The sequence below is a fragment of the Bacillus sp. FSL L8-0199 genome (genome assembly GCF_038005705.1).
GTDB classification, from domain to species: Bacteria; Bacillota; Bacilli; order Bacillales; family Bacillaceae_G; genus Bacillus_A; species Bacillus_A cereus.
Genome location: NZ_JBBOTS010000001.1, coordinates 1,836,180 through 1,858,457, shown reverse-complemented (window position 1 = coordinate 1,858,457; position 22,278 = coordinate 1,836,180). Strand labels below are relative to the sequence as shown.

Here is a 22,278-nt window from a genome sequence, read left to right as displayed (position 1 = left end):
ATCTTTTTTTATTATTCGTTTCGGACTGATTTTGGCGTTACACCTAAATGATCATTTAATTTTTTTGAAATATCTTTTACATTTTTTTCATTTGGAATGTAATAATAAATACCACCGATACGTTTATCTGTACCTTCTATTTGCAATTTTTCCATTTCCAAATTAGATCCTGCCATATTTTTTGTAATGGCAAGCATATCGTCAAATGTTAAGTTCGTTTTCATATTTTTATCAACCGCATCTAGTAAAGAGCCCATTTTGCTAATTGATTGAACAGACATCGCTTTTTTAGCAATTGCTTCTATTACAAGTTGCTGTCTCTGTCCACGCATTGCGTCACTATCAATTTTACGCGTTCTTGCAAGTGCAAGAGCTTGTTCTCCATTTAAATGTTGGTAACCTTTTTCTAAATGGATCATACCAGCTTGGTCTTTACTATCTTGTTCAGTGAAAGTAACTGGTACATCAATATCAATACCACCAATTGAATCGACAATTTGTACGAATGATTCAAAGTTAAACTTCACATAATAATCAACAGGTACATTCAAAAATCTTTCCACCGTATCGCGTGTGCTTTCTACGCCACCAAATACGTGAGCATGAGTAATTTTATCTAATTTTTTTCTAGTTGGAATGTAAACACGTGAATCACGTGGAATACTTACTAGCTTAACAGACTTATCATCTTTATTAATTGTTGCTAATAAAAGTGCATCTGTTCGAACTGCTTCGCCATATTGGCTTTTTCTCATTTCACTTCCATCTACACCCATAATTAATATTGAAATATTATCCTTTAAAGGTTCGACTTCTTTATCACGCTTTGATGACTTATCAATTTTTGCATACGCATCATTTACAACAGCTTTTGCTTTATTATATATAAACGAACCATATCCTACTCCTCCAAAAATAAGTAGGAAAAATGGAATTAATATGAACCATTTTATTGACTTTCTTTTAGAACGCTTTTTATTACTTCTCGTATTTTGTTCTAATTCAGAGCTCATACCCATTCGCCTCTCTTTCTCTTTACCAAGTATAATGTAAGTCTATTTATCTTCATATTGAATTTCCTTTCACTAACCTTACAATTTTGTAAGGTTACTACTTAAACCCAATACGTATTCCATTTCACATTATACTCTCGTACTTATTTTTGGCAAGTCACTATTTACCAATTTCAAAAATTTAGCACTTCGCAACATATGAATTTACAAATTTATTAACTCTTTCATTTTAAATTAGGATGTCTTTTTCTTAACAAACGATATGAATAAAGAATCCAGCTAATTATAAAATCTCTATGAATACAGTATATTTGACGTTATTATTTCTCAAACGGCGTATACACGCTTTTCTTCCCCTGATTATCAATGTAAGCCGACTTTGCTTTTATTTTCGTTTTTTCTACTTCCATGTCTTCATTTGAGAAGTTCACAATGATTTTAATATCTTTTCCATAAGAAACAGATTGTACTAGCTTATCTTCTGACAAATACGCAAAATTCGTCATCTCTTCTTTTACTGCTTTTTCATGAACTTCATTCCAAACTTTTAGATGCTCTGTAATTTCTTTTTTATGCTTATTCCACTCTACTTCATCTAAATGGTACAACGGAGGAACATTATACAATAATTCAGACAGCATTCGATTTCCAACTTCATCTTTTACCTTTAAACTTCCCCATTCCCAATGATGCGTTGTAATAACGGAATCATTGTATACTAATTTATATAATGGTACCGAATATACTGGGTTTAAATATACTTGTTTATATTCTTCTTTCAATGGTACTTGTTTTGCATATTTTTCAGGCACATTTTGATTTGGTGACCAATATCCACCGACATAATACGGACTTGTTTTATTTTTCCGCATATCTTCATCGTCCCATTTAATAACAGGTGTTTCAATTCCATGTGCAAATGCAATCGTACTACTAGCAAAATCATTTCCGCCTTCAGAACCAACGACCATACCCTTTTCTTGCGCAATGTAGTCCATTCGTTTTAAACGTGCTTTTAAATCTTGCTCTTGTGTCGTTATATGTTTCGCTGAATAGTCATCGTAAATTTCACCTGTCGCATCACAATCAATAAACCATGAATTATATTTAGGGCCATTTTGTAATATATCATTCATGCGTTCCTTTACACTAGGTAGCGATAAAGTCGGGTTTAACTTGCGACCTCTACCTAAAAAGCCTTGCACCTTTTCTCCGTTTTTCTTCGTTACAGTAGCCTCTTCGTATAATGATGGGTCATTAAAGAATGCTGTGTTCCAATTTTTATCACTTTTTTCGTGAATGGAATGATATGAGTCATACGGACCAACTAAATATCCCATTTCCTTAGCTTTTGTCACAAAATTAGGTTGCATAAATCCTTGTTCCCAGTTCGGCAGACCAATCCACGCTTTTTCTATTCCTGTCTCTTTCATTTCCTTTAATATGTCCGTTCCATCTGCATTACCCCATTTACTTACCTCTTCAACCGCATCACCAAGTAGCGACTTTAATAAATGCTTATTTAAGCTATACAATTCTGTCTTCGTTAAGTGACCTACACCTTTCTTTATTAGCGCACCAGCTTCCTGATCAACGTTTTGGAAAATATCCTCTTTATAAAATTCCTTCATCGATAATACTTCGTTTATATAACGTAAAATGACATTTTTTTGATACTTATCAATGAAATCTTGTTTACTTACTTGATCTAATACATTCAGTTCCCCAGGCTCTGAACTATTCTTTTGAATAAGTTCTTTTATATGACTAAACAGCGGGCTATTTATTTGCTCCCTTAGTTTTGGCCAATTTATATTATTTTCTGATAAACCATTTTGATTCCAAAAATAAAAATGCGCCGCTCCATATAACTTTTCGATTTCTTTATTTTTTCTAGCCTTTTCTTGTAATGTTTTAAATTCACCTTTTCGAACAATATCATCCTTATATAGTTTAGCAATACTTACCGCATCATTATTTGTCACATATAATTGAAATCCATATGTTTTATTTTTATTTATGCTCGGAAATTCATGTGTAAAATCAAACCCTATTTTCGGATCCGAATGAAATTTCAATTCATTATTAAACATATTCTTTGCAATATATACAATTGAATATTTCGAACCATTTAATGCGAAAAACTTCATAGAAAATGATTCAGCAAATGAATATGCATCATCCTTTAAAAACTTCTTCCAATTCTCATCATTGCTCGGAATTTGCTTACCCTCCCATAACGGAAGTGTATAATTCTCAGCTTCTACTTTCGGCCATGTAAAGCTTTCTGCACCAGTCGATTCCACTTCAATGTTTAAGTGGTCTTTTTTCTTTTCTAATTTTATTTTTACTTTTTGATCTGGATATTCCCACGATGTACGATCCTTTTCTTTTTTTACATTCGATACCTTCATTTTCGGTAGGGGTTGTGATGCCTGTTCCTTTGCCCCCTCATGTTCTACAGTTAATGTGAATGTTTCTGGATTTACATCATAAGTAAAATCTTTATACGTCGCTTTCTTTATTTTAGACTCTTGTACAGCATTACTACCTTTTACGTCACAACCGACTAAAGTCGAAAACGACATAGTTGTAAGAAGACATATCGCTATCATTTTTTTCATCCTCTGCACCTCCACCAATGAATATACAGATGCTTTGTTACAGGAATGTGGCAAAAAATAATAGAGCTAGCATTTTGCTAGCTCTGTTTGGAGTATTAAAAGTTGATATGAACAACTATAATTCGCTTAGAAGATATGTAATACAGTAACTACATTTTTTCTCAACAATTATGAAACTAAACAAATCAAAATTTTAACAAGCATTCTTCAACTGAAAAAATAAGTGTATACAATGTATCCTAAAAGTAGTACTAAAATGATTATTCCTGTACCTTTCCAATTCATACCGCCTGCTATATCAACTGGACTACCCGTTTCCGCTCTATTGAGTCCGTCACGTAAAGAACCCGTAGGATTACTTTTTAATTCACTTTGTCTCATACGCTCTCTTTTTTCTTCTGGTGACTCTTTATTCATTTAATCACCTCCAAAATGAATGCACTCTTTACTTACATTATTCAAAATCAACATTTGTTTTATATTTTTCCGAAAAAACCTAATTTAAAATAGGTTTGCAACGTAAAGAAAGCTAGCCATGCCAGCTTTCTTTACGATCCAATATGCTCTTCCTTATTTACAATAATACCTTTATGGTCGATTTCAAGCTCACATACTTTCATATCTGTAAATACTCTCGCTAATTGCTCAGCGATTTCTTGACGCTTCTCATATGGCGTTAATATAAAAATAGATGGCCCCGCACCGCTAAGTGCTGTGCCGTACGCACCAAATTCTTTTGCGCATTTACGAATAGATGGTAATAATGGTACGAGTTCTAAACGATATGGTTCGTGAAAATGGTCTCTCTCCATCATTTCACCTACAACTTCCCACCGCTTTTGACATAATGCAGCTACTAATACGTTACTTATCGCACTAGCTTTAACTGCCTCATGAAACGGAAACATCTTTGGTAATACAGATCGACTTTCATCTGTATTTAATTCTGCATTCGGAATGAGAGAAATTACACCCAATTCCTTGCTCTCAATTCTTACGACGGAAACATCCTTTCCATCAAGTGCTCCAATTACAGTTCCACCTAATATAGAAGCAGCAACATTATCAGGATGTCCTTCAAAATTTGTAGCAATTTGAACTTTTTGATCAGCAGTTAAGTTCAAATTGCCTAGTTGATTCGCAAGCTCTATCCCAGCTACAATCGCTGATGCACTACTTCCTAGCCCTCTCGTTAATGGGATATTACTAGTAACTTCTATTATATGGGGTGATATAGAAGGACATACTTTACATGCCGTGCTAACGATTAAATTTTTATCGTCTGTCGGAATTGATTCTTCAAAGGAATGGATTACTTGCCATTTATCAGCTTTTTCTTTAACCACCACACCTAAATACAATGACAAAGCTATTCCAACTGAATCAAATCCAGGACCAACATTCGCCGTACTAGCAGGGACACGAACGCTAAATGGTATCACGACATAATCACCCCTTTAATATGATCTTTAATTTGTTCTATATCATTTGACACACTTGCGATGTCTAGTTGATTTGAAGAAATAGCGATATCAGGATCCTTCAAACCATTTCCAGTTAATACCGCAACAACTGTTTCTCCCTTTTTGATTTTCCCAGATTGAACATGTTTAATTACGCCGGCTAATGAAGCATTTGATCCTGGTTCAGCGAAAACTCCTTCAGTTTTTGCCAATAACCTATACGCATGTAAAATTTCTTCATCTGATACCATATCTATTTCACCACGAGACTGCTCGGCAGCCTCTACTGCATACGACCAACTTGCTGGGTTACCGATGCGAATCGCTGTTGCAATTGTTTCAGGCTCTTCAATTACATGCCCTTTTACAATTGCAGCTGCTCCTTCCGCTTCAAAGCCATGAATTCTTGGCTTTTTATAACCTTTTTCTTTCTCATATTCACAGAAGCCTTTCCAATACGCTGTAATATTCCCTGCATTCCCAACAGGGATAGCTAGAACATCTGGTGCATTTTGCAATTGGTCACAAATTTCAAACGCTGCTGTTTTTTGCCCTTCAATTCGATAAGGATTTACTGAGTTTACTAACGTAATCGGCTCTTCTGCAGCAATATTTCTTACAGCCTTAAGCGCATCATCGAAATTCCCTTCTATTGAAATAATTTCAGCTCCATAAGCGACCGCTTGCGCTAATTTTCCATGTGCAATCTTTCCTTCTGGTATTACGATAATGCATTTCATCCCAAGACGTGCCGCATATGCTGCAGCTGACGCTGATGTATTACCTGTTGATGCACAAATGATTGCTTCTGAACCTTCTTCTTTCGCCTTAGCAACTGCCATAACCATACCACGATCTTTAAAAGAACCTGTCGGATTCGCTCCTTCGTACTTACCATATAGCTGAATCCCTAATTGTTTTGATATATTTAATAATGGAATAAGTGGTGTGTTTCCTTCCATTAAGCTGACATTAGGTGTATTTTCATTCACCGGTAAATAAGACGCATACTGTTTTAATAGTCCTTTATACATATTGTTTTTCCTCCTCAATAATGTAGTAACTGTTTATTTCACTTGCGACAGCTTCTATCGCTTCTAAAACTCGTTCAAATTGATACTTGGAAGTTCGATGTGTCACAACAACGACTTCTGCCAGTTCACGGTTTAAAGGTAATTGAATAACCTCTTTTAAACTTACAGAATAATTAACGAAACATTCTGTTATTTTTTGTAACATCCCAGGCTCATCTTGTAATGAAATACGTAAGAAATATTTCGAAACTACTTCTTCATCACCTTGTAATTCATAAGGAACTGGTTCTTTTAACGCACTTTTATTTTTCGGAACTTGATTCATATTTTTAACGATTGAAATAATATCACTTACTACAGCAGAACCAGTCGGTAACTTCCCAGCTCCGGGTCCATAAAACATCACTTCTCCTACCGCTTGGCCATGGACATACACCGCATTAAATTCATTATTCACATTTGATAATGGATGCTGGCTCGGTAAAAGCGTCGGTTCTACACTTAAATGAATGGCTGGTCCTTGTTTTTCAGCTTTACCAATTAACTTCATAGTAAATCCTAACTTTTCAGCCATTTGTAAATCTTCTTTTTCGACCTTTCGAATCCCTCTTACTTGCACATCATCTAATGAAACATTCATCGAAAAACCTAAGTTTGCAAGAATTGCTACTTTTCTCGCCGCATCTAGTCCATCTACATCTGCTGTCGGATCCGATTCTGCAAAGCCTAATTTTTGTGCTTCCTGTAAAGCCTCTTCATAAGACCATCCATTTTGACTCATTTTTGTTAACATATAATTTGTTGTACCATTTACAATTCCCATTATTTTTTCAATTTGATCTGATGCTAACCCATCAGTTAGTCCTCTTAACACTGGAATACCGCCCGCTACACTCGCTTCGTAACATAAATCACAATCATTATCGTTCGCCAGTTGAAGAAGCTCTGCACCATATACAGCCATTAAATCTTTATTTGCTGTTACGACATGTTTTTTATTTCGTAAAGCCTTAACAATATGCTGTTTTGCTTCTTCAATTCCGCCCATTACCTCTACTACAATATCAATATTTGAATCATTTAGAACTTCATCTGCATGACTTGTTACTGCAATTCCATCAATACAAACATCGCGTTCTTTTTCCAAATCACGTACAACGACTGTTTTCACTTTCACTTCGTATCCTGTATCAAGTGCGATTTTTTTATAATGTTCTTTCAAAATATGAACAACACCACTTCCGACCGTACCTAAACCTAATACCCCAACATTTATAACGTTATTCATCTTCTAATCTCCTCCTAAAAGTTTAATTGTTACATCTATAAATCACCTTACTCTGCTTTTTTGTCATGCAGGTGGTGGTTATTTCCGTACTTATAAATCGTTTCATATTACCGCACCTCCTTTCAAAGTAAAAAAACACACCCATCCCTAGGAAAGGGACGAATGTGTTTTCGTGGTTCCACCCTTGTTCCAATCTAGACGTATTTCCTCCTAGATTGCTCAAGTTCAGATAACGGCTGATACCGCCAATAATTACTAGATTACTCGTTCACTATTGAAGTTCAAAGGTGGTAAAATCATTTCTCGTGTTAGGAAGCTCACACCCTTGGCTTCCCTCTCTGTAAACCGTAAAAATGATTTCGTGTCCTTATCGTTACTTTTTCGTTCATGTTTATTTGTTAACTCATTATACTCGCATAAAAAACAAAATCAATACTATTTTTTAATTATTTTAAATTTTCAATCTCTTATACCATAAAAAACACACTCATCCCTAGGAAAGGGACGAATGTGTTTTCGTGGTTCCACCCTTGTTCCAATCTAGACGTATCTCCTTCTAGATTGCTCAAGTTCAGATAACGGCTGATACCGCCAATAATTACTAGATTACTCGTTCACTATTGAAGTTCAAAGGTGGTAAAATCATTTCTCGTGTTAGGAAGCTCACACCCTTGGCTTCCCTCTCTGTAAACCGTAAAAATGATTTCGTGTCCTTATCATTACTTTTTCGTTCATGTCTATTTGTTAACTTATTATAGTTATCAAATTTTTAAAAAGCAAGCCTATTTTTACTAACTATTTTCAAAATAATTTTTTATTATATTTCACAATAGCATTATGCAACTGCCACTCAATTTACCTATTTTGTCATTTCTCCAGTTTATAAATCAACGGTTCATATATAAAGTGAAACTTTAATCAGTGAGGATTTTGTTCATCCCCACTGATTATTAGCCTTCACCAATCGGGCTTTTACGGGCAGTTGATCCCCACCTAACTTCTTTGCTTTCGCTGAATTTTGAGGTAGGGGTGTTACTGCCCGTTAATGCGGGATAAATCCCCATTCTAAAACCCGTACATACTCACCTTACAAAATTATATCAATAAAATTTTTAATACAATCTTTTTGTATAACTTTCTTCTAAAGAACGTGCAACATCTTCTTCTGAAGCATTCACTTTCGCATGCTCTAACAACATTTTTGCTGCTGAAGGTAACTCTTTTTTATTTAACCAAGATTCTGGATCCCATATCTTCGAACGAATAAACGCTTTTGCACAATGAATGTAACACTCTTCTATTTCAACAACAATTCCAAGCAACGGATTACGTCCATTCGCCTGCATTTCTTTCAAAATTTCTTCGTCGTTTGTAATATACGCTCGGCCATTTATTCTAAGTGTCTCCCCAAGACCTGGAATAAAAAAGATTAGTCCTACACGTGGATTTGAAATAATATTCAAAATGGAGTCTATACGACGATTTCCTGGCCTTTCTGGAATGATAATTTTATTATTATTGAGTACGTATACAAATCCAGGTGCGTCTCCTCTCGGCGAGGCGTCACACTCCCCCAACTTATTTGCAGTAGATAATACTAGAAAAGGAGATTTAGAAAGGAAATCTACACCATGGTGGTCTAATGATGAAATAACTTTTTTCAATGCTCGCTCACTTGGTTTCCCCAATATTTTCCGTAACTCTTCCTCTGTTGAAATAATCGATTTTATTTCCATACGCTCTATCTCCACTTATAATCTCCCCTTTTTCTTTATTTTCCCAAAATTCAATACGAATATTGTATAATAAAATTTGCAGAAAGGGGAATTAAAATGACAGAGTGGTTAACAATATTTGATTCTGAAAGAAATACACTTGGGAAGAAATTACGCGATGAAGTGCATCGTGACGGTGATTGGCACGAAACATTTCATTGTTGGTTTGTAGAAAAAGATGCTAAAGATATATTCTTATATTTCCAATTACGCTCTAAAAATAAAAAAGAAGCTCCAAACATTTGGGATATTACTTCAGCCGGACATATTATGCATGATGAAGATGTACAAAGTGGTGGTCTTCGTGAAATTGAAGAGGAATTAGGGCTTTCTTTCCAAACGACTGATTTAGCATACAAGGGCATTTTTAAAATAGATTATGAAATTTCAAATCTTACGGATCGCGAGTTTTGTCATATGTATTTCCACAATGTCATCAATCCACTTCCATTCGCACCAGGTGAAGAAGTAGACGATGTGATGAAAGTACATGCAACTTCTTTTCTACAACTATTAAATGGAGAAATTTCATCTTTTACAGCTATTTCTGTTTTAAACAATAAACCAATTACAATAACATTTGAAGATATTTACCCGTATGATCTTGCATACTATGAATTTGTTATAGAGAAAGGAAAAGAATTATTAAAAAATAATAGTTTATAAATAAAATAGGACTCTTAGCATAATATTGCGTAGAGTCCTTTTTTTTATTATTGTTCAAGTATCTTTAATTTATTCTCTACTTGTATAAATAAACGAATAATTAATAACAGCATAACCACCATAATCGCTATTATTGTATGTGGATATCTAAACAGTATACTAATAACACTTCCAATTAACATCATGATGAATCCATTTTGCTTCATCACTTCTGCACTATACCTGTTACCCGCACCCCATAATTCCTTATTTTTCATAGATCGTTTCGTACGATAACCATATGCCGCATTAATATCGGTCGGTGGATTCTTTTGAAGAATAATTGCCGCAAGTACAAAAATAATACCAATCAATATGCTTATTCCTATGTTTACTAGTGCATAAATCAATTATATCCCCCCTAACTTACACTTTCATTATACGACATAAACCTTATTTTCCCAATTTATAACACATTCACTTTCTTTCTTTTGATGTCTGGAACATACTTGGAAGTGTTACAAAACGTGCCCCTTTCGTTTTTAACTGCGGAATGATTTTGTCTAGTGCATCTACAGATCCTTGTAAATGCCCACCTGGTGTTGAATGTTGGAGGATGACACTTCCAGGAAATGAATTCCCTAACACATTATTTGTAATCGTATCAGCACTCACACCTTTCCAATCAACCGTATCAACACTCCACTGTACAATCATAAAATTTTGCTCTGTGGACCATTTTAATTGATTTTCAAGTATTTCACCGTATGGCGGACGTATAAACTTCGGTGCATAACCAGCTAAACGATTTAATATTTCTTCCGTTTTTATAATTTGATTACGGTACTCATCCTCATTTACTTTCGCTAAGTTCGGATGACTATACGTATGATTACCAATTACATGCCCTTCATTTGCAATACGCTTTACTACGTTCGGAAATTTTTCTGCGTTTTCACCAAGTAAGAAAAAAGTAGCTTTTACATTATGTTGTTTTAACTTATCTAATATTTTTGGCGTGAATTCTAAATCTGGTCCATCATCAAATGTAAGAGCGACTTCCGCTTTATTGTACGGTCCGGAAAATGCGTACGCATATTTTTCGACCCACGAAAATGGTGTCCACGATCCACGCTCATATGCTTTCATTTGTACTTCATAGTTTTGAGGGATATATACGTATGGCAATGAACTTATATAGTCTCCATAATAAAATGAGTCATATGGCATATAGGCGTATGAAACGTCTCGTTCTAGTCCCCAATGATATGGGGCAAACATTTGTGGCGAATAAAAATAATACATAATAAAAACCTCCCTAAAGTTTCATATGTGATTCCTCTGCACTTTGTTAGAGAAATTGTTATTCATAAACAAAAAATAAGACTGTCCTTCATTAGGACAGTCTTGCTGCTTACTATTATTAATAAATCGATGTACTATCTTTCGACAAAGCTTTCACATGTTTTAAATAGTTCGTCACTTTATCATCATCATCTTGCGGATATTGATATTCATACGTGTTAGCAATTTCGTTCGCCACTTCCCTAAATAAATCACCCATGACAAAGAATGAATCCCATATGTTTTCATATTCTGCATTAGAAAATGTTCTTTTAAATTGCTCCCACATATCTTCTTCAATATATTGCTCAAAATGCTTTCCAAACTTCCCTGTATTAACTGTAAAGCCTGTTTTCATACCAATATACCATTCTAGCATTACGATGAACATATCTCGCACTGGTCCTTCAAGCATTCCTTTTGCATAAGAAAGCTCCTCTCTCCATAACCCTTTTGCGATATTCGTACTACACCACCAAAATTCATTACAGCAATCTAAAAACTCTTTTTCTGTAGGCTTTTTTACTAAGTAATCTTTATCGCTTGCTGGCGGGAATTCTTCCAGACAATTATCTTTATCAAGAAGCAGTTTACTTAAACTATCTTGTCCAACGAAATTTTTTATTAACTCAACTGGAACTAGCGTTAAATCAATCCGATTCCCATCCATGAACTGCATTAAATATGGAAACTTCCCGTCTTCATCTGGTGGAACTAACGACATTTCTTCTGGCATTTGTACAATCATTATTTCTCCAAATCTATGAATCCAATTATGATTAGACGTAAAAGATTGTATATCATTTACAACATACATAATATCATAGTCTTGAAAACAATCTCTTTTCACATTTGGATTTACACGCGATCCATTCATGATAACTGCTCGAATTCTTTCATCCTCTTTTGCTATATTTATAATTACGTCTAACATTTCTTTTTCAGTTCTCATCTACTTATATCCTCCAATTTTTTAATATATAATATAATGCTATGTATACTGGAGGTCCACGAGCTAATCTCGTTATACACGATACATGTTATAATTTTTGAAACTTCTTTTTCATCCCTTTTCCCTCCTTATATCACTCTTTTACAACTGCCATTCCTTTCAATTTACCAATGCTTTCTACCATTCGCTTTTAATTATACCGAAAATTCTGTCTCGAATACAAAAAATAAAGAAGGGACATCTACCCCTTACAGAATAGATATCCCTTCTTTTAAAGTTAAATTTAATTCCTATGGATTAGTAGACCAAAGCCCAGCAGATTTAATAAATATACGTTTATTTAATTTCAGCTGCGCTACGATAAATTCTGCAATATCTTCTGCTTGCATTACTTTATCAGGGTTTCCATCAGTTAATCCTAAATCTACAGCCATATCAGTTGCTACTGTACTTGGAGTTAAAGCTGTTACCCGAATGTTATGTTTGCGAACTTCCATCGCTAACGATTCTGTTAAGCCAAGGACACCAAATTTAGAAGCACTATATGCACTTGTTACAGGTGCACCTTTTTGTCCTGCTGTAGATGAAATGTTAATGATATCACCAGATTGTTGTTCAATCATGCTCGGTAAAGCTGCACGAGTTGCATAGTATACACCCATTAAGTTTACTTGAATGATTTTTTCCCAATCAGCAACGTCTAGTTCTAAAAACTTACCGAATTTAGAAATACCAGCGTTATTAATTAAAATATCGATAGATCCTAAACCATTTTTTAACATTTCAATCGCAGTTGTTACTTCTTCGTATGAAGAAACATCAGCAGTTGCAATAACAGCTTTTACACCTTCTGCTTCTACTTCTTTCGCTACAGCTTTTAAGTTTTCTTCTGAACGAGCTAATAAGCCTACATTTACGCCTTCTTTCGCTAATGCGATTGCTACAGCGCGACCAATCCCTCTACCTGCTCCTGTAATTAAAGCATTTTTACCTTGTAATAATTCTGCCAAGTATAACACTCCTTAATCATCTCAGTTATGTATTATATTAAAATTGTATCTATGTTTATGTAAAAAGGCAATGATGCACTTTCATGTGCGTAGGTTACTTGTAGGTAACTATAGAAAGTTTTTATTTATAAGTTTCATTTTTTTACCATTATTCATGTAAAATAAAAACAAATCCAGCATAGGGGCGTGTATGAGTATGAATAGCGAAGGAAAAGCTTATCAATATAATTGCAGTAACGGTAAATGCATTTTTAAAGAGAAATAGTGTTAGAAGGTTCTCCTTCTAACACTATTTCTCTTCATGATTTGGCATACGCACAATAAATTCAGTACCTTTTCCTTCCTCACTCTCAACTTTTATTTCCCCATGATGAAGGTCGAGTACTTTCTTTACAATAGCTAAACCTAAGCCACTTCCTCCATAGGCACGATTTCGTGAAGAATCCGCTTTATAAAAACGCTCAAAAATATGTTGTTTCTGTTCTTCTGATATACCAATTCCTGAATCACGGATACGCACTTCCACTACTGTCTCATGTTCCTTTAACTGAATAGTAATCGTACCACCGCTTGGAGTAAATTTAATACTATTATGAATTAAATTAATCCACACTTGACTCATACTTTCTTGGTCAGCAATAACATGTACTTTTTCTAAATCTAGTTCTAACTCAATTTCTTTTTCAGCCCAGAGTGGTTCACTATTTAACACAATTTGCTTTAATTGTTGATCTAATCGATAGCTCACTCTTTCTGGTATATATTCTTCTGATTCTAAAAGAGTTAGCTTTAGTAAATTTTGACTTAGTTTAGATAATCTCGTTGTTTCAGTTTCAATAATGGTAAGATAATGCTTTCTTTTTTCCTCAGAAAGATTATCGTCTTGTAGTGCTCTAGCAAATCCTTTTATAGAAGTTAATGGTGACTGTATTTCATGAGAAACATTTGATACAAACTCTTGTCTCATTTTCTCCATCGCATTCAGTTCATCTGTCATATCATTTATACTTTTTACGAGCACGCCAATTTCGCCATCATACTTTTCTTCATTTCGTATTTTTACGGAGAAGTCTCCTTTTGCAATTTTTTGTATCGGTTCAATAATAGTCCAAATCATTGCCTCTCGTTTTGGCCTCATTAATATTCCAATCAATGTCCAAATAAGAATAATAAATACAAAACCGACCATATCACTAATTAGAAAGGCAACAAACGGCGATACGTTTACGTCAAAAGCATTCAATATACTAGTTGCTACATAAAATGCGATAGACCAAATTATAGTAAGAAAAGAAAAGAGCGCTAATACCGCTCCAAATACTTTCAGCATCTTCAACTTACTCATTCGTTTTCTTTTTCTCATTTACTTACCTCTAAGCGATACCCTAATCCTCTTATTGTTTTAATACTAAATTTCGACTGCTCTTCTTGAAACTTCTCACGTAACCGATTAATATGAACGTCTAGTGTACGTTCATTCCCTTCAAAATCATATCCCCATATTTCTTCAATTAATTGCTCTCTCGAACAAGTTCTTCCCGATTTAGACCCTAAAGTAAAGAGCAGCTCAAATTCTTTTAACGGTAATGTAACCGTTTGTTCTCCAGATGTAACTTCGAATGTTTTACGATTTAATAATACATTTCCAACTTGAATCGATTGGGAAACTGTAATTTGGTAACGTTTCAATAATGCCTTTACTCTCACTACTAATTCTATAGGGTCAAATGGTTTTACAAGATAATCATCTGTCCCAAGGTGAAATCCTTTTACTTTTTGTGATGTTTCCCCTTTGGCAGTTAGCATCAGAACCGGGATATCATAGTATTTTCTTAATTCAAAACATACATCAAATCCATCCATATTTGGCATCATGATATCAAGAATAACCATATCGACTTTTACGTCATCCATTTTCTGAAGTGCATCTACTCCATCAATTGCCTCATATGTTTGAAAACCTTCTCGTTCTAAAAATACAGAAACGAGTTCTCTAATGTGTGGATCGTCATCTACTATTAAAATTTTAGGTATCAAAGGAACCATTTCCTTTCTACTTAGCATCTAATATATTGTTTAAAAATGAATCATCAGTGGAGTAAAATCCCACTGATGATTCATTTTATAATGCACCCTCTTTAATTTTCAATTGCTGCGTTGCAAACTCACGATACATATCATGCGTCTGTAATAATTCATCATGCGTACCACTACCTGTAAGATTCCCTTTTTCAATAAAGATAATTTTATCTGCATCTACAACAGTAGAAAGTCTATGCGCAATCACTAACGTTGTTCTGCCTTTCATTAAGTTATTTAACGCTTTTTGAACGACAGACTCAGATTTACTATCTAAGCTTGAAGTCGCCTCATCTAGCATAAGAATTTGCGGATTTCGAAGTAACGCTCGGGCAATGGCAATTCGCTGTCTTTGTCCCCCAGAAAGCTTCACACCGCGTTCTCCAACTTCTGTTGCATAACCTTTTGGTAAGTCATGAATAAATGCATCAACATATGCCATTGCTGCTACTTTTTCAATTTCTTCATCCGTTACTTCGCCCTCGACACCATAACAAATATTATCACGAATCGTTCCATCAATTAACGGACTATCTTGTGATACGTAACCGATTTGACGTCGCCATGACTGTAATGAATAACTCGTAATTGATTCTTCCCCTAATTTAATGGCACCACTAGTTGGCTCATAAAAACGTTCCAGTAATGAGAATAACGTTGTTTTCCCACTACCACTCGGTCCTACAATCGCTGTCACTTTTCCAGATTCAATTGTGAAATCAATATTTTTCAAAACTTGCTCTTTTTCGTTATACTCAAAATGTACATTTTCAAGAACAATCGGTTGCTTAGCATTTGTCACTTTCACACCAGTTTCATGATCTTCTACTTCATATTCTAAAATCGTACTAATTCTTTCCGTTGCACCAATTGCCTTTTGGAATTGTGTAAAGAACATAGATAATTGACTCATTGGCATTACAATTTGAACTAAATACAAAATAAACGCTACAAGTTCACCGGTTGTTAATGCACCGCTAGAAACTCGCATCCCGCCATATCCTACGATAATAACAAGTAGTGCCATTAAAACAAACGACATAACTGGCGAAATTAATGCTTGCACTTTTCCTTCTTTCAAACCAAATTGTAATAACTTTTGTATGCCTGTATTACCCGTTTCATATTCTCTCTTTTCTGTATTTGAAGATTTCACTAAACGAATTTCTGATAACACTTGCGTTAACACACTTGTAAAAGATGCAGTTTCATCTTGAAGCGCTTTTGAAATCTTATACATTTTTCTTCCAAGTGGAACTAAAATTAACACAGACAACGGAATAACCGTTAAAAGTAACGCAGTCATTTTCCAATCTAAAACAAATAATACAATTAACGATCCAACAATTGAAATACCACCTGTTAATAAGTTTGACAAATGCTCAGAAATTAACGTTTTCACAACACCTGTATCATTCGTCATACGGCTAATAGTATCACCTGTTCTATTTTGATCGTAATAAGATACCGGCAAGATAAGTACCTTTTTCCACAAACGTTCTCTTAGTCCCGCTACAATCTTCTGCCCAATATAATTTAGTAAATATATAGACAACCCTGCCGCAATAGTTTGCATTACAAAGAAAGCAACTAACCCAACAATTTGTCCTGCACTAATTGAAGAAAGCGAAAAATTATCTACTAATCCTTTTGTCAGCATAGGAATAAATAAACTCGCTCCCGTAGAAAGCAAACTCATTAACAACGCAAATACTAAAATTCCTTTCGGAGGATTTGTATCTTGAATAAGGCGTAAAAACTGCCTCCAACTCCCTTTTTTCTTTATTTCATTTCTAACTTCCATTCCTGTTCATCTCCTCATGTTAAACAAAACTGTTCTTTCTAAAATTAGAATACGATACAAATGTAAACTGAATGTAAACACACTTTTTCTATTTTTACAAAATATACATAAAAACTCATCTTTACAACAGATATAAACATCTGATATTATTACCTGGTACTTAATATTATTCTATGTAAATTATAGATAAATAATTTAAAACACGATATAAATCTCCAGTTAGTGAAAGGAGTATCCTTTTTGCAAACAAATATACATTCTGAAAAGGAAACAATTATTTTTATTCATGGATTAGTTGGCAATCGTCGCGCCTTCAAAAAAGAGCAAAAACGATTTTCCGCCTCCTACAACATTATAACTTATGACTTATTAGGTCACGGTGATGATAAAGGTGAAGCAATCGACTTTTCATTACAGCGCCTCGTAGATCAATTATTAAACTTATACGAACAAGAAGGTATTAAAAAAGCTCATATTTGTGCGCTAAGTTACGGCTGTTACATCTCTACAATTTTTGCGCAAATGCATCCAGAAAAAGTATTAAGTATTTGTCATATTGGAGGACATTACAATAACCCTTCTCGTTTATATAATGTATTTCAAAATTTTTGGGAGAAGCGAGGAGATGAATACTCTAAATGGCTCTCTCAATACGCAAATACTATTTTTCCAAGCGGTATATTAAAAGCAAATCCGTTCGCAGTCATTTCAAGAAATATTTACTACCGTTTCGGATTACAATTACATTCATCCATAATTGCCCAGTCATTACGACATCGGTTAGAATTCGATTTAAAATCTAAATTAAAATCACTTCCTCACCCTATACTATGGGTAATGGGAGAGCATGATCATCTCTATAAATCTTGTCTATTTGATTTGAAATCTATTTTGCCTAACGTTTTATATAAGGAAATACCTTTAGCGGGACATGCAGCGAACTTATTTCGTCCTAACTATTTCCATGACTTATATGATCGATTTTTAAATGGAAAGTTAAAATAAAAACTATTAAACTTCCAATTTATTCAACTATAAAAAGGCTTCCCAAGTTTCCTTGGAAAGCCTTTTCTCTATACGAAAAGTATATAAAACTACTTTTTCTTAGTATGCTTTTGTGTAACCTAATAGGTGCTTGCTCCAGTAAGAGTTACTTACAGAACTAATACGTACACCAGTTGCATCTGTTTCTGCACTAATGAACTGACCGTTTCCTAAGTAAACACCCATGTGAGAAGGACCTGATTTATAAGTATTTTGGAAGTATACTAAATCACCTGGTTGTGGATTGCTAGTTTTTGTTTTAGAGCTCCAGTATCCAGCAACTGTTTGACGAGCGCCTTTATGACCAGTTTGATTTAATACGTAGTGAATGAATCCACTGCAGTCAAAACCAGCAGGTGTTGTACCAGCAGTTCTGTATGGTGAACCATTTAAAGATCTAGCGAATCCAGCGATTGAAGATGTATCTCCACCTGTTGTTGGTTTTTGTACGTCTTTACCTGGTTGTTGAACGTTATTTGTAACATTATTGTTATTTGTAACGTTGTTTACTCCGCCTTTTACAAACTTAACGAAGTCTGCACTTACGTAACCTGTGCGGCCGTTATGGTTAATTTTGTACCAACCATTTTCAGCACCAGTAACGTTTAATACTTTACCATTTGTTACTCCACCGATTACAGCGTTGTATGTAGCTGGGCCTGTACGTACTTTTAAAGCACCAGTGTTAACAACATAAGAACCACCAGTTTGAACTGTTGTAGTATTGTTGTTTGTAGTTGGTTGTTGTGTTTCGTTAGATACAGTAGAACCACCTTTTGTTACGAAGTCTTTGCTTACGTATCCAGTTCCACCATTGAAGTTGATTTTAAACCAATCTTGTACTTCACCTACAACTTGTACTGTTTTACCTTTGTTTACAGAACCTAATACTGTATGAGATGTACTTGGGCCTGTACGTACGTTAAGTGAAGAAACGTTTACTGTGTAAGTACCTGTTCCTTGTTGAACAGTCGTTCCTGTTTTGCCACCAGTCGTTACGAAGTCACCACTTACATAACCTGTTTGACCATTTACGTTTACTTTGAACCAACCGTTTTCTTGTCCAACTACTTGTAGCACTTGACCTGATTTCACTTTAGAAATAACGTTATGTCCTGTACCAGCACCTGAACGAACATTTAATACATCAGCAGTTACTGTGTATTTTAATTCAGAAGTTGTTTCTACAGTTTTTGTTTCAGTTACAGTCGTTTGAGTTTGAGTTTGTCCATTAATTTCTTTTAGCGCTTCATTTGAAACTTGTGCATGAGCAGAATCCATTCCTGGAACTGCAACGCCAGCTACAGAAGCTGCTGCTAAACCTGCAATTACTTTTTTCATAAGTTGTCTTTACTTCCTTTCCCTACTATCCTCTTAAAAAAAACTTAAAACTTTAATACTTTACAATATTATCAAAGTAAAATATTCATCCAGTTCCATTTTTTAGCAAGAGTTTTATTTTTCACACAGAGTTCATTTTAAATGAACAAAGTGAAATACGTGTGAACTTCATGTGAACTTTATCATTAATTATAGTGTTTTTGCAATGATTTTTTCAAATTTCTCATATATCGCATGTAAATTCGACATTTCATTTAATATCTCAATATAAAACATCCCTTTTCTATCTTCTATAAAAAATTCTATTAACCTAATACAAACCACATTATGTATTTCCTTATAAAGCTCCTTACATGAAGTATACTTTCATCATGACAAAAATCACTCTATTTATCAATAGTATAATATTTTTAGAAAACTAAATTTCTATACTATCTACAATTTTGAAATAATTTGACGAATTGTAAGATTTATTTCAAAAAAGCCATTTCTCCTTTAAAGAAAACACACACTATATCAACTGTTCTCTTTTTCCCATAATGGAATTTATAGGATATTTATAGTATTATATACATATCTTAATAAAAAAGAATTTTAGCGAATTGATTAAAGTTTCATTCCCTTATAAAATGAAACTTTAATCAGTAAGGGTTTTATACATCCTCCGCTAATTATTAACCCTCACCACTCGGGCTGCCCATTAATACGGAGTTTTATTGGAATAAAAAGAGGAGGCATATTTGTGAGAAATATAATAGATGATCCAATACAAAAAAACATAGAGCTATACTATGCTTTTATTCAATTCGTTTCAATGATAACATTACAAAAAGTATCAGCTATTGAAACACGTAAAAATGAATTAAAAAATCAGATGAAAAATGCCAGACAAAAAAAACCTTATTACGTATAAAAAAAGGTGAACAGGTTATATTCCTGTTCACCTTTTTAAATTATTTATAAATTTTCACACGGCCCTCTAGCGGTTGGAATTCTTTTTCACCAGCATGTACTACCGGTTTACCAAATGGCATTTGTGCAATAAGTTTCCAATTCTCTGGAACATCCCACTCTTTTCTCACTTCTTCATCAATTAGCGGATTGTAATGCTGTAACGTAGCACCAAACCCTTCAATTTCTAAAGCTGTCCAAATTGCAAATTGTAACATTCCTGATGATTGCTGAGACCAAGTTGGGAAATTATCTTTATATAATGCAAAGTTAGCTTGAAGGCTTTCCACTACTTCACTGTCTTCAAAATATAAAACCGTTCCATAACCACTTTTAAATGCATTCATTTTTTCTTCAGTAGGTGCAAAGTTATTTTCAGGTACAATTTTTCGTAACGTTTCTTTCGTAATATCCCATAATTTATCATGTTGTTCTCCTAATAAAACAACAACGCGAGCACTTTGAGAATTAAAAGCTGAAGGTGTATGTTTTACAGCATGATAAATCACTTCTTGAATTTTCTCATCAGAAACTACTTGCTCTTTACTAATTGCATAAATAGATCTTCTGTCTTCAATTGCTGAGTAAAAATCTTTTGCCATCATAATTCCCTCCAATTTTCAATTGAGGCTATTTCATATGTATATATCATATTACGCCCCTCAAACTTATTATTAATAAGCTTATAACTTTATAATATCACAGCAACAAACAAACTCAAATAATACCACTTATATTTAGAAGCTTTTTCCTTTTTAAAATAAAAATAAAAAGACTGTTTGTTGTTATCTAAAATTAGTAACAACAAACAGTCTTACTTATGTAGCGATCTAGATTCGTATTTTACTTACTTAATTAACTAATCCAAATGCATACGACATTAACTTATTTGTCTCTGTAAAACGTTTTGTTTTATTTGATGTCCCCATGACCACTGTAATAATTCGATTATCACCTTGCTTTGCAGTCCCAGTAAAACAGTATCCTGCACTATCTGTAAATCCAGTCTTTAGTCCGTCCATTCCTTCTATATATAAACTTTTATTATTTTTATTTAACATGTCGTTTGTGCTTATAACATTAATATTATTAAATGCTAGCTGACTTTGGCGTAAGTGAGTCACTTCTAATATTTCCGGATAATCTTTTATAAGATGATACGCCAATTGCGCTACATCAGCAGCCGTCATTTTTGTTTCACTTCCATCCGGCTCTTGTAATCCAGAAGCATTTGCAAATTTAGCATGTTCCGACATTTTTAACTGTTTCGCTTTTGCATCCATAAGCTGAACGAAATCTTTCTCCGATTTTGCCATATGTTCTGCTAAAGCCACAGCTGAATTATTAGCTGACTCAATCATTAATGCATGATATAAATCTTTAACAGTTAATGTATCATTAACTTGTACTGGGATTCTCGCTCCCTCTGTTTGTGCCGCCTTCGCACTCATTTTTACTGAATCTTCCCAGCGAACTTTCCCGTTATGTATACTCTCTAGTAAGAGATACGCTGTCATCATCTTAGACATACTAGCCGGTGCAAAAGCTTCATTTTCATTATATTGATAAATAATATCTCCATCACTCGCATCGATAATCATAGCTGCTTTTGCGTTAATTTCTGGTGGGATGTACTTTGGCGGGACTACTTTTTCAGTAAATCCTGCTTTAGGTAGTTCTGCCACTTGCAAAGGTTGTCCCTCTACATTCGCTATGCTCTTTTGATTTCCTTGGAATAAGAACCAACATATCCCTAAAATAATAACTAATAGGACTGTCATCCTTCCCCATTTTAACCGATTCATTTCAAAACTCCTTTAGCAAACCTTTTATACGCTCACATTTAACCTTAACAACAATTCCTTTATACAGTCAAGGTAAAAGGTATATTTATTCATAGTACAGCAATGA

Annotated in this window: 20 protein-coding genes, 1 pseudogene and 2 other annotated features; of the genes and pseudogenes, 4 read left to right on the top strand and 17 right to left on the bottom strand. The window is 34.2% G+C overall.

All coding sequences use genetic code 11. The features are described 5' to 3' along the window. Positions 1–11: 11 nt before the first annotated feature. The 7 genes from NST86_RS09655 to NST86_RS09625 all read right to left on the bottom strand — a co-directional run bounded on the left by NST86_RS09655 (position 12) and on the right by NST86_RS09625 (position 9,173). Positions 12–1,013: an LCP family protein gene (locus NST86_RS09655; protein ID WP_002163948.1), complete on the bottom strand. Its 1,002-nt coding sequence runs from the start codon at positions 1,011–1,013 to the stop codon at positions 12–14. 320 nt (positions 1,014–1,333) lie between these two features. Further along, positions 1,334–3,637, bottom strand: coding sequence for a glycoside hydrolase (locus tag NST86_RS09650; RefSeq protein ID WP_044795760.1), 2,304 nt, complete (start codon positions 3,635–3,637; stop codon positions 1,334–1,336). A gap of 207 nt (positions 3,638–3,844) precedes the next feature. Beyond that, positions 3,845–4,054 carry a DUF6366 family protein gene (locus tag NST86_RS09645; protein WP_001031483.1) on the bottom strand — a complete coding sequence of 70 codons (210 nt, stop codon included), beginning with the start codon at positions 4,052–4,054 and terminating at the stop codon, positions 3,845–3,847. Between the two features lie 131 nt (positions 4,055–4,185). Continuing rightward, the gene (gene thrB, locus NST86_RS09640; RefSeq protein ID WP_000612105.1) at positions 4,186–5,079 is read right to left on the bottom strand and encodes a homoserine kinase; all 894 of its coding nucleotides are present in this window, start codon (positions 5,077–5,079) and stop codon (positions 4,186–4,188) included. Continuing rightward, on the bottom strand, positions 5,076–6,134 hold the full coding sequence (gene thrC / locus NST86_RS09635) for a threonine synthase (protein ID WP_227593128.1): 1,059 nt from the start codon (positions 6,132–6,134) through the stop codon (positions 5,076–5,078). The genes thrB and thrC overlap by 4 nt, the downstream gene beginning before the upstream one ends. Further along, positions 6,127–7,422, bottom strand: coding sequence for a homoserine dehydrogenase (locus NST86_RS09630; protein WP_001066899.1), 1,296 nt, complete (start codon positions 7,420–7,422; stop codon positions 6,127–6,129). Before NST86_RS09630 ends, thrC begins: the two co-directional genes overlap by 8 nt. 151 nt (positions 7,423–7,573) lie before the next feature. After that, positions 7,574–7,805, bottom strand: a binding site (T-box leader). Between the two features lie 114 nt (positions 7,806–7,919). After that, positions 7,920–8,151 (bottom strand) — a binding site (T-box leader). A 383-nt stretch (positions 8,152–8,534) separates the two neighbouring features. Continuing rightward, a complete protein-coding gene (locus NST86_RS09625; protein ID WP_000402139.1) occupies positions 8,535–9,173 on the bottom strand; it encodes a pyridoxamine 5'-phosphate oxidase family protein in 639 nt (212 codons plus the stop codon). An 81-nt stretch (positions 9,174–9,254) separates the two neighbouring features. On the opposite strand from NST86_RS09625, the gene NST86_RS09620 reads away from it, so the two are divergent. Continuing rightward, positions 9,255–9,863 (top strand): NUDIX hydrolase, encoded by a 609-nt coding sequence (locus NST86_RS09620; protein ID WP_000141385.1) that lies wholly within the window; start codon positions 9,255–9,257, stop codon positions 9,861–9,863. A gap of 47 nt (positions 9,864–9,910) precedes the next feature. On the opposite strand, the gene NST86_RS09615 is transcribed toward NST86_RS09620, so the two are convergent. The 4 genes from NST86_RS09615 to NST86_RS09600 all read right to left on the bottom strand — a co-directional run bounded on the left by NST86_RS09615 (position 9,911) and on the right by NST86_RS09600 (position 13,148). Next, positions 9,911–10,252, bottom strand: a complete 342-nt coding sequence (locus NST86_RS09615) for an SdpI family protein (RefSeq protein ID WP_227593129.1) — start codon at positions 10,250–10,252, stop codon at positions 9,911–9,913. Between the two features lie 67 nt (positions 10,253–10,319). Beyond that, positions 10,320–11,147 carry a peptidoglycan-N-acetylglucosamine deacetylase gene (locus tag NST86_RS09610; protein WP_193533235.1) on the bottom strand — a complete coding sequence of 276 codons (828 nt, stop codon included), beginning with the start codon at positions 11,145–11,147 and terminating at the stop codon, positions 10,320–10,322. Positions 11,148–11,265: 118 nt separating this feature from the next. Further along, the gene (locus tag NST86_RS09605; RefSeq protein ID WP_340933599.1) at positions 11,266–12,138 is read right to left on the bottom strand and encodes an aminoglycoside 6-adenylyltransferase; all 873 of its coding nucleotides are present in this window, start codon (positions 12,136–12,138) and stop codon (positions 11,266–11,268) included. Positions 12,139–12,428: 290 nt separating this feature from the next. Then, complete coding sequence (locus NST86_RS09600) at positions 12,429–13,148, bottom strand: 3-ketoacyl-ACP reductase (RefSeq protein ID WP_193533237.1); 720 nt, start codon at positions 13,146–13,148, stop codon at positions 12,429–12,431. 196 nt (positions 13,149–13,344) lie between these two features. Here NST86_RS09600 and NST86_RS34835 point away from each other — a divergent pair. Then, positions 13,345–13,413, top strand: a pseudogene (locus NST86_RS34835) (DUF3139 domain-containing protein); the annotation flags it as partial. A 24-nt stretch (positions 13,414–13,437) separates the two neighbouring features. Here NST86_RS34835 and hitS read toward each other — a convergent pair. The 3 genes from hitS to NST86_RS09585 all read right to left on the bottom strand — a co-directional run bounded on the left by hitS (position 13,438) and on the right by NST86_RS09585 (position 17,031). Next, on the bottom strand, positions 13,438–14,511 hold the full coding sequence (gene hitS / locus NST86_RS09595; protein ID WP_001231615.1) for an envelope stress sensor histidine kinase HitS: 1,074 nt from the start codon (positions 14,509–14,511) through the stop codon (positions 13,438–13,440). After that, positions 14,508–15,185: an envelope stress response regulator transcription factor HitR gene (hitR, locus tag NST86_RS09590; RefSeq protein WP_000612414.1), complete on the bottom strand. Its 678-nt coding sequence runs from the start codon at positions 15,183–15,185 to the stop codon at positions 14,508–14,510. Before hitR ends, hitS begins: the two co-directional genes overlap by 4 nt. A gap of 85 nt (positions 15,186–15,270) precedes the next feature. Continuing rightward, the gene (locus NST86_RS09585) at positions 15,271–17,031 is read right to left on the bottom strand and encodes an ABC transporter transmembrane domain-containing protein (RefSeq protein ID WP_193533238.1); all 1,761 of its coding nucleotides are present in this window, start codon (positions 17,029–17,031) and stop codon (positions 15,271–15,273) included. A gap of 240 nt (positions 17,032–17,271) precedes the next feature. On the opposite strand from NST86_RS09585, the gene NST86_RS09580 reads away from it, so the two are divergent. Further along, positions 17,272–18,036 (top strand): alpha/beta fold hydrolase, encoded by a 765-nt coding sequence (locus tag NST86_RS09580; protein WP_001194306.1) that lies wholly within the window; start codon positions 17,272–17,274, stop codon positions 18,034–18,036. Positions 18,037–18,135: 99 nt separating this feature from the next. Here NST86_RS09580 and entFM read toward each other — a convergent pair whose 3' ends face one another. Next, the gene (entFM, locus tag NST86_RS09575) at positions 18,136–19,416 is read right to left on the bottom strand and encodes an enterotoxin EntFM (protein WP_061664154.1); all 1,281 of its coding nucleotides are present in this window, start codon (positions 19,414–19,416) and stop codon (positions 18,136–18,138) included. Positions 19,417–20,158: 742 nt separating this feature from the next. On the opposite strand from entFM, the gene NST86_RS09570 reads away from it, so the two are divergent. Next, positions 20,159–20,329, top strand: a complete 171-nt coding sequence (locus NST86_RS09570; protein ID WP_227593131.1) for a DNA mismatch repair protein MutT — start codon at positions 20,159–20,161, stop codon at positions 20,327–20,329. 40 nt (positions 20,330–20,369) lie between these two features. On the opposite strand, the gene NST86_RS09565 is transcribed toward NST86_RS09570, so the two are convergent. Then, positions 20,370–20,972, bottom strand: coding sequence for a nitroreductase family protein (locus tag NST86_RS09565; RefSeq protein WP_172797035.1), 603 nt, complete (start codon positions 20,970–20,972; stop codon positions 20,370–20,372). A 246-nt stretch (positions 20,973–21,218) separates the two neighbouring features. Further along, on the bottom strand, positions 21,219–22,172 hold the full coding sequence (locus NST86_RS09560; RefSeq protein WP_001080873.1) for a D-alanyl-D-alanine carboxypeptidase family protein: 954 nt from the start codon (positions 22,170–22,172) through the stop codon (positions 21,219–21,221). Between the last annotated feature and the right edge of the window lie 106 nt (positions 22,173–22,278).

Excerpts from the sequence above, each read along its gene's own strand:
- NST86_RS09605 (WP_340933599.1), bottom strand. The coding sequence starts at position 12,138 with ATGAGAACTGAAAAAGAAATGTTAGACGTAATTATAAATATAGCAAAA.
- NST86_RS09655 (WP_002163948.1), bottom strand. The coding sequence starts at position 1,013 with ATGAGCTCTGAATTAGAACAAAATACGAGAAGTAATAAAAAGCGTTCT.
- NST86_RS09560 (WP_001080873.1), bottom strand. The coding sequence starts at position 22,172 with ATGAATCGGTTAAAATGGGGAAGGATGACAGTCCTATTAGTTATTATT.
- NST86_RS09650 (WP_044795760.1), bottom strand. The coding sequence starts at position 3,637 with ATGAAAAAAATGATAGCGATATGTCTTCTTACAACTATGTCGTTTTCG.
- NST86_RS09645 (WP_001031483.1), bottom strand. The coding sequence starts at position 4,054 with ATGAATAAAGAGTCACCAGAAGAAAAAAGAGAGCGTATGAGACAAAGT.
- NST86_RS09630 (WP_001066899.1), bottom strand. The coding sequence starts at position 7,422 with ATGAATAACGTTATAAATGTTGGGGTATTAGGTTTAGGTACGGTCGGA.
- NST86_RS09620 (WP_000141385.1), top strand. The coding sequence starts at position 9,255 with ATGACAGAGTGGTTAACAATATTTGATTCTGAAAGAAATACACTTGGG.
- NST86_RS09565 (WP_172797035.1), bottom strand. The coding sequence starts at position 20,972 with ATGATGGCAAAAGATTTTTACTCAGCAATTGAAGACAGAAGATCTATT.
- NST86_RS09610 (WP_193533235.1), bottom strand. The coding sequence starts at position 11,147 with ATGTATTATTTTTATTCGCCACAAATGTTTGCCCCATATCATTGGGGA.
- thrC (WP_227593128.1), bottom strand. The coding sequence starts at position 6,134 with ATGTATAAAGGACTATTAAAACAGTATGCGTCTTATTTACCGGTGAAT.
- entFM (WP_061664154.1), bottom strand. The coding sequence starts at position 19,416 with ATGAAAAAAGTAATTGCAGGTTTAGCAGCAGCTTCTGTAGCTGGCGTT.
- NST86_RS09585 (WP_193533238.1), bottom strand. The coding sequence starts at position 17,031 with ATGGAAGTTAGAAATGAAATAAAGAAAAAAGGGAGTTGGAGGCAGTTT.
- hitS (WP_001231615.1), bottom strand. The coding sequence starts at position 14,511 with ATGAGAAAAAGAAAACGAATGAGTAAGTTGAAGATGCTGAAAGTATTT.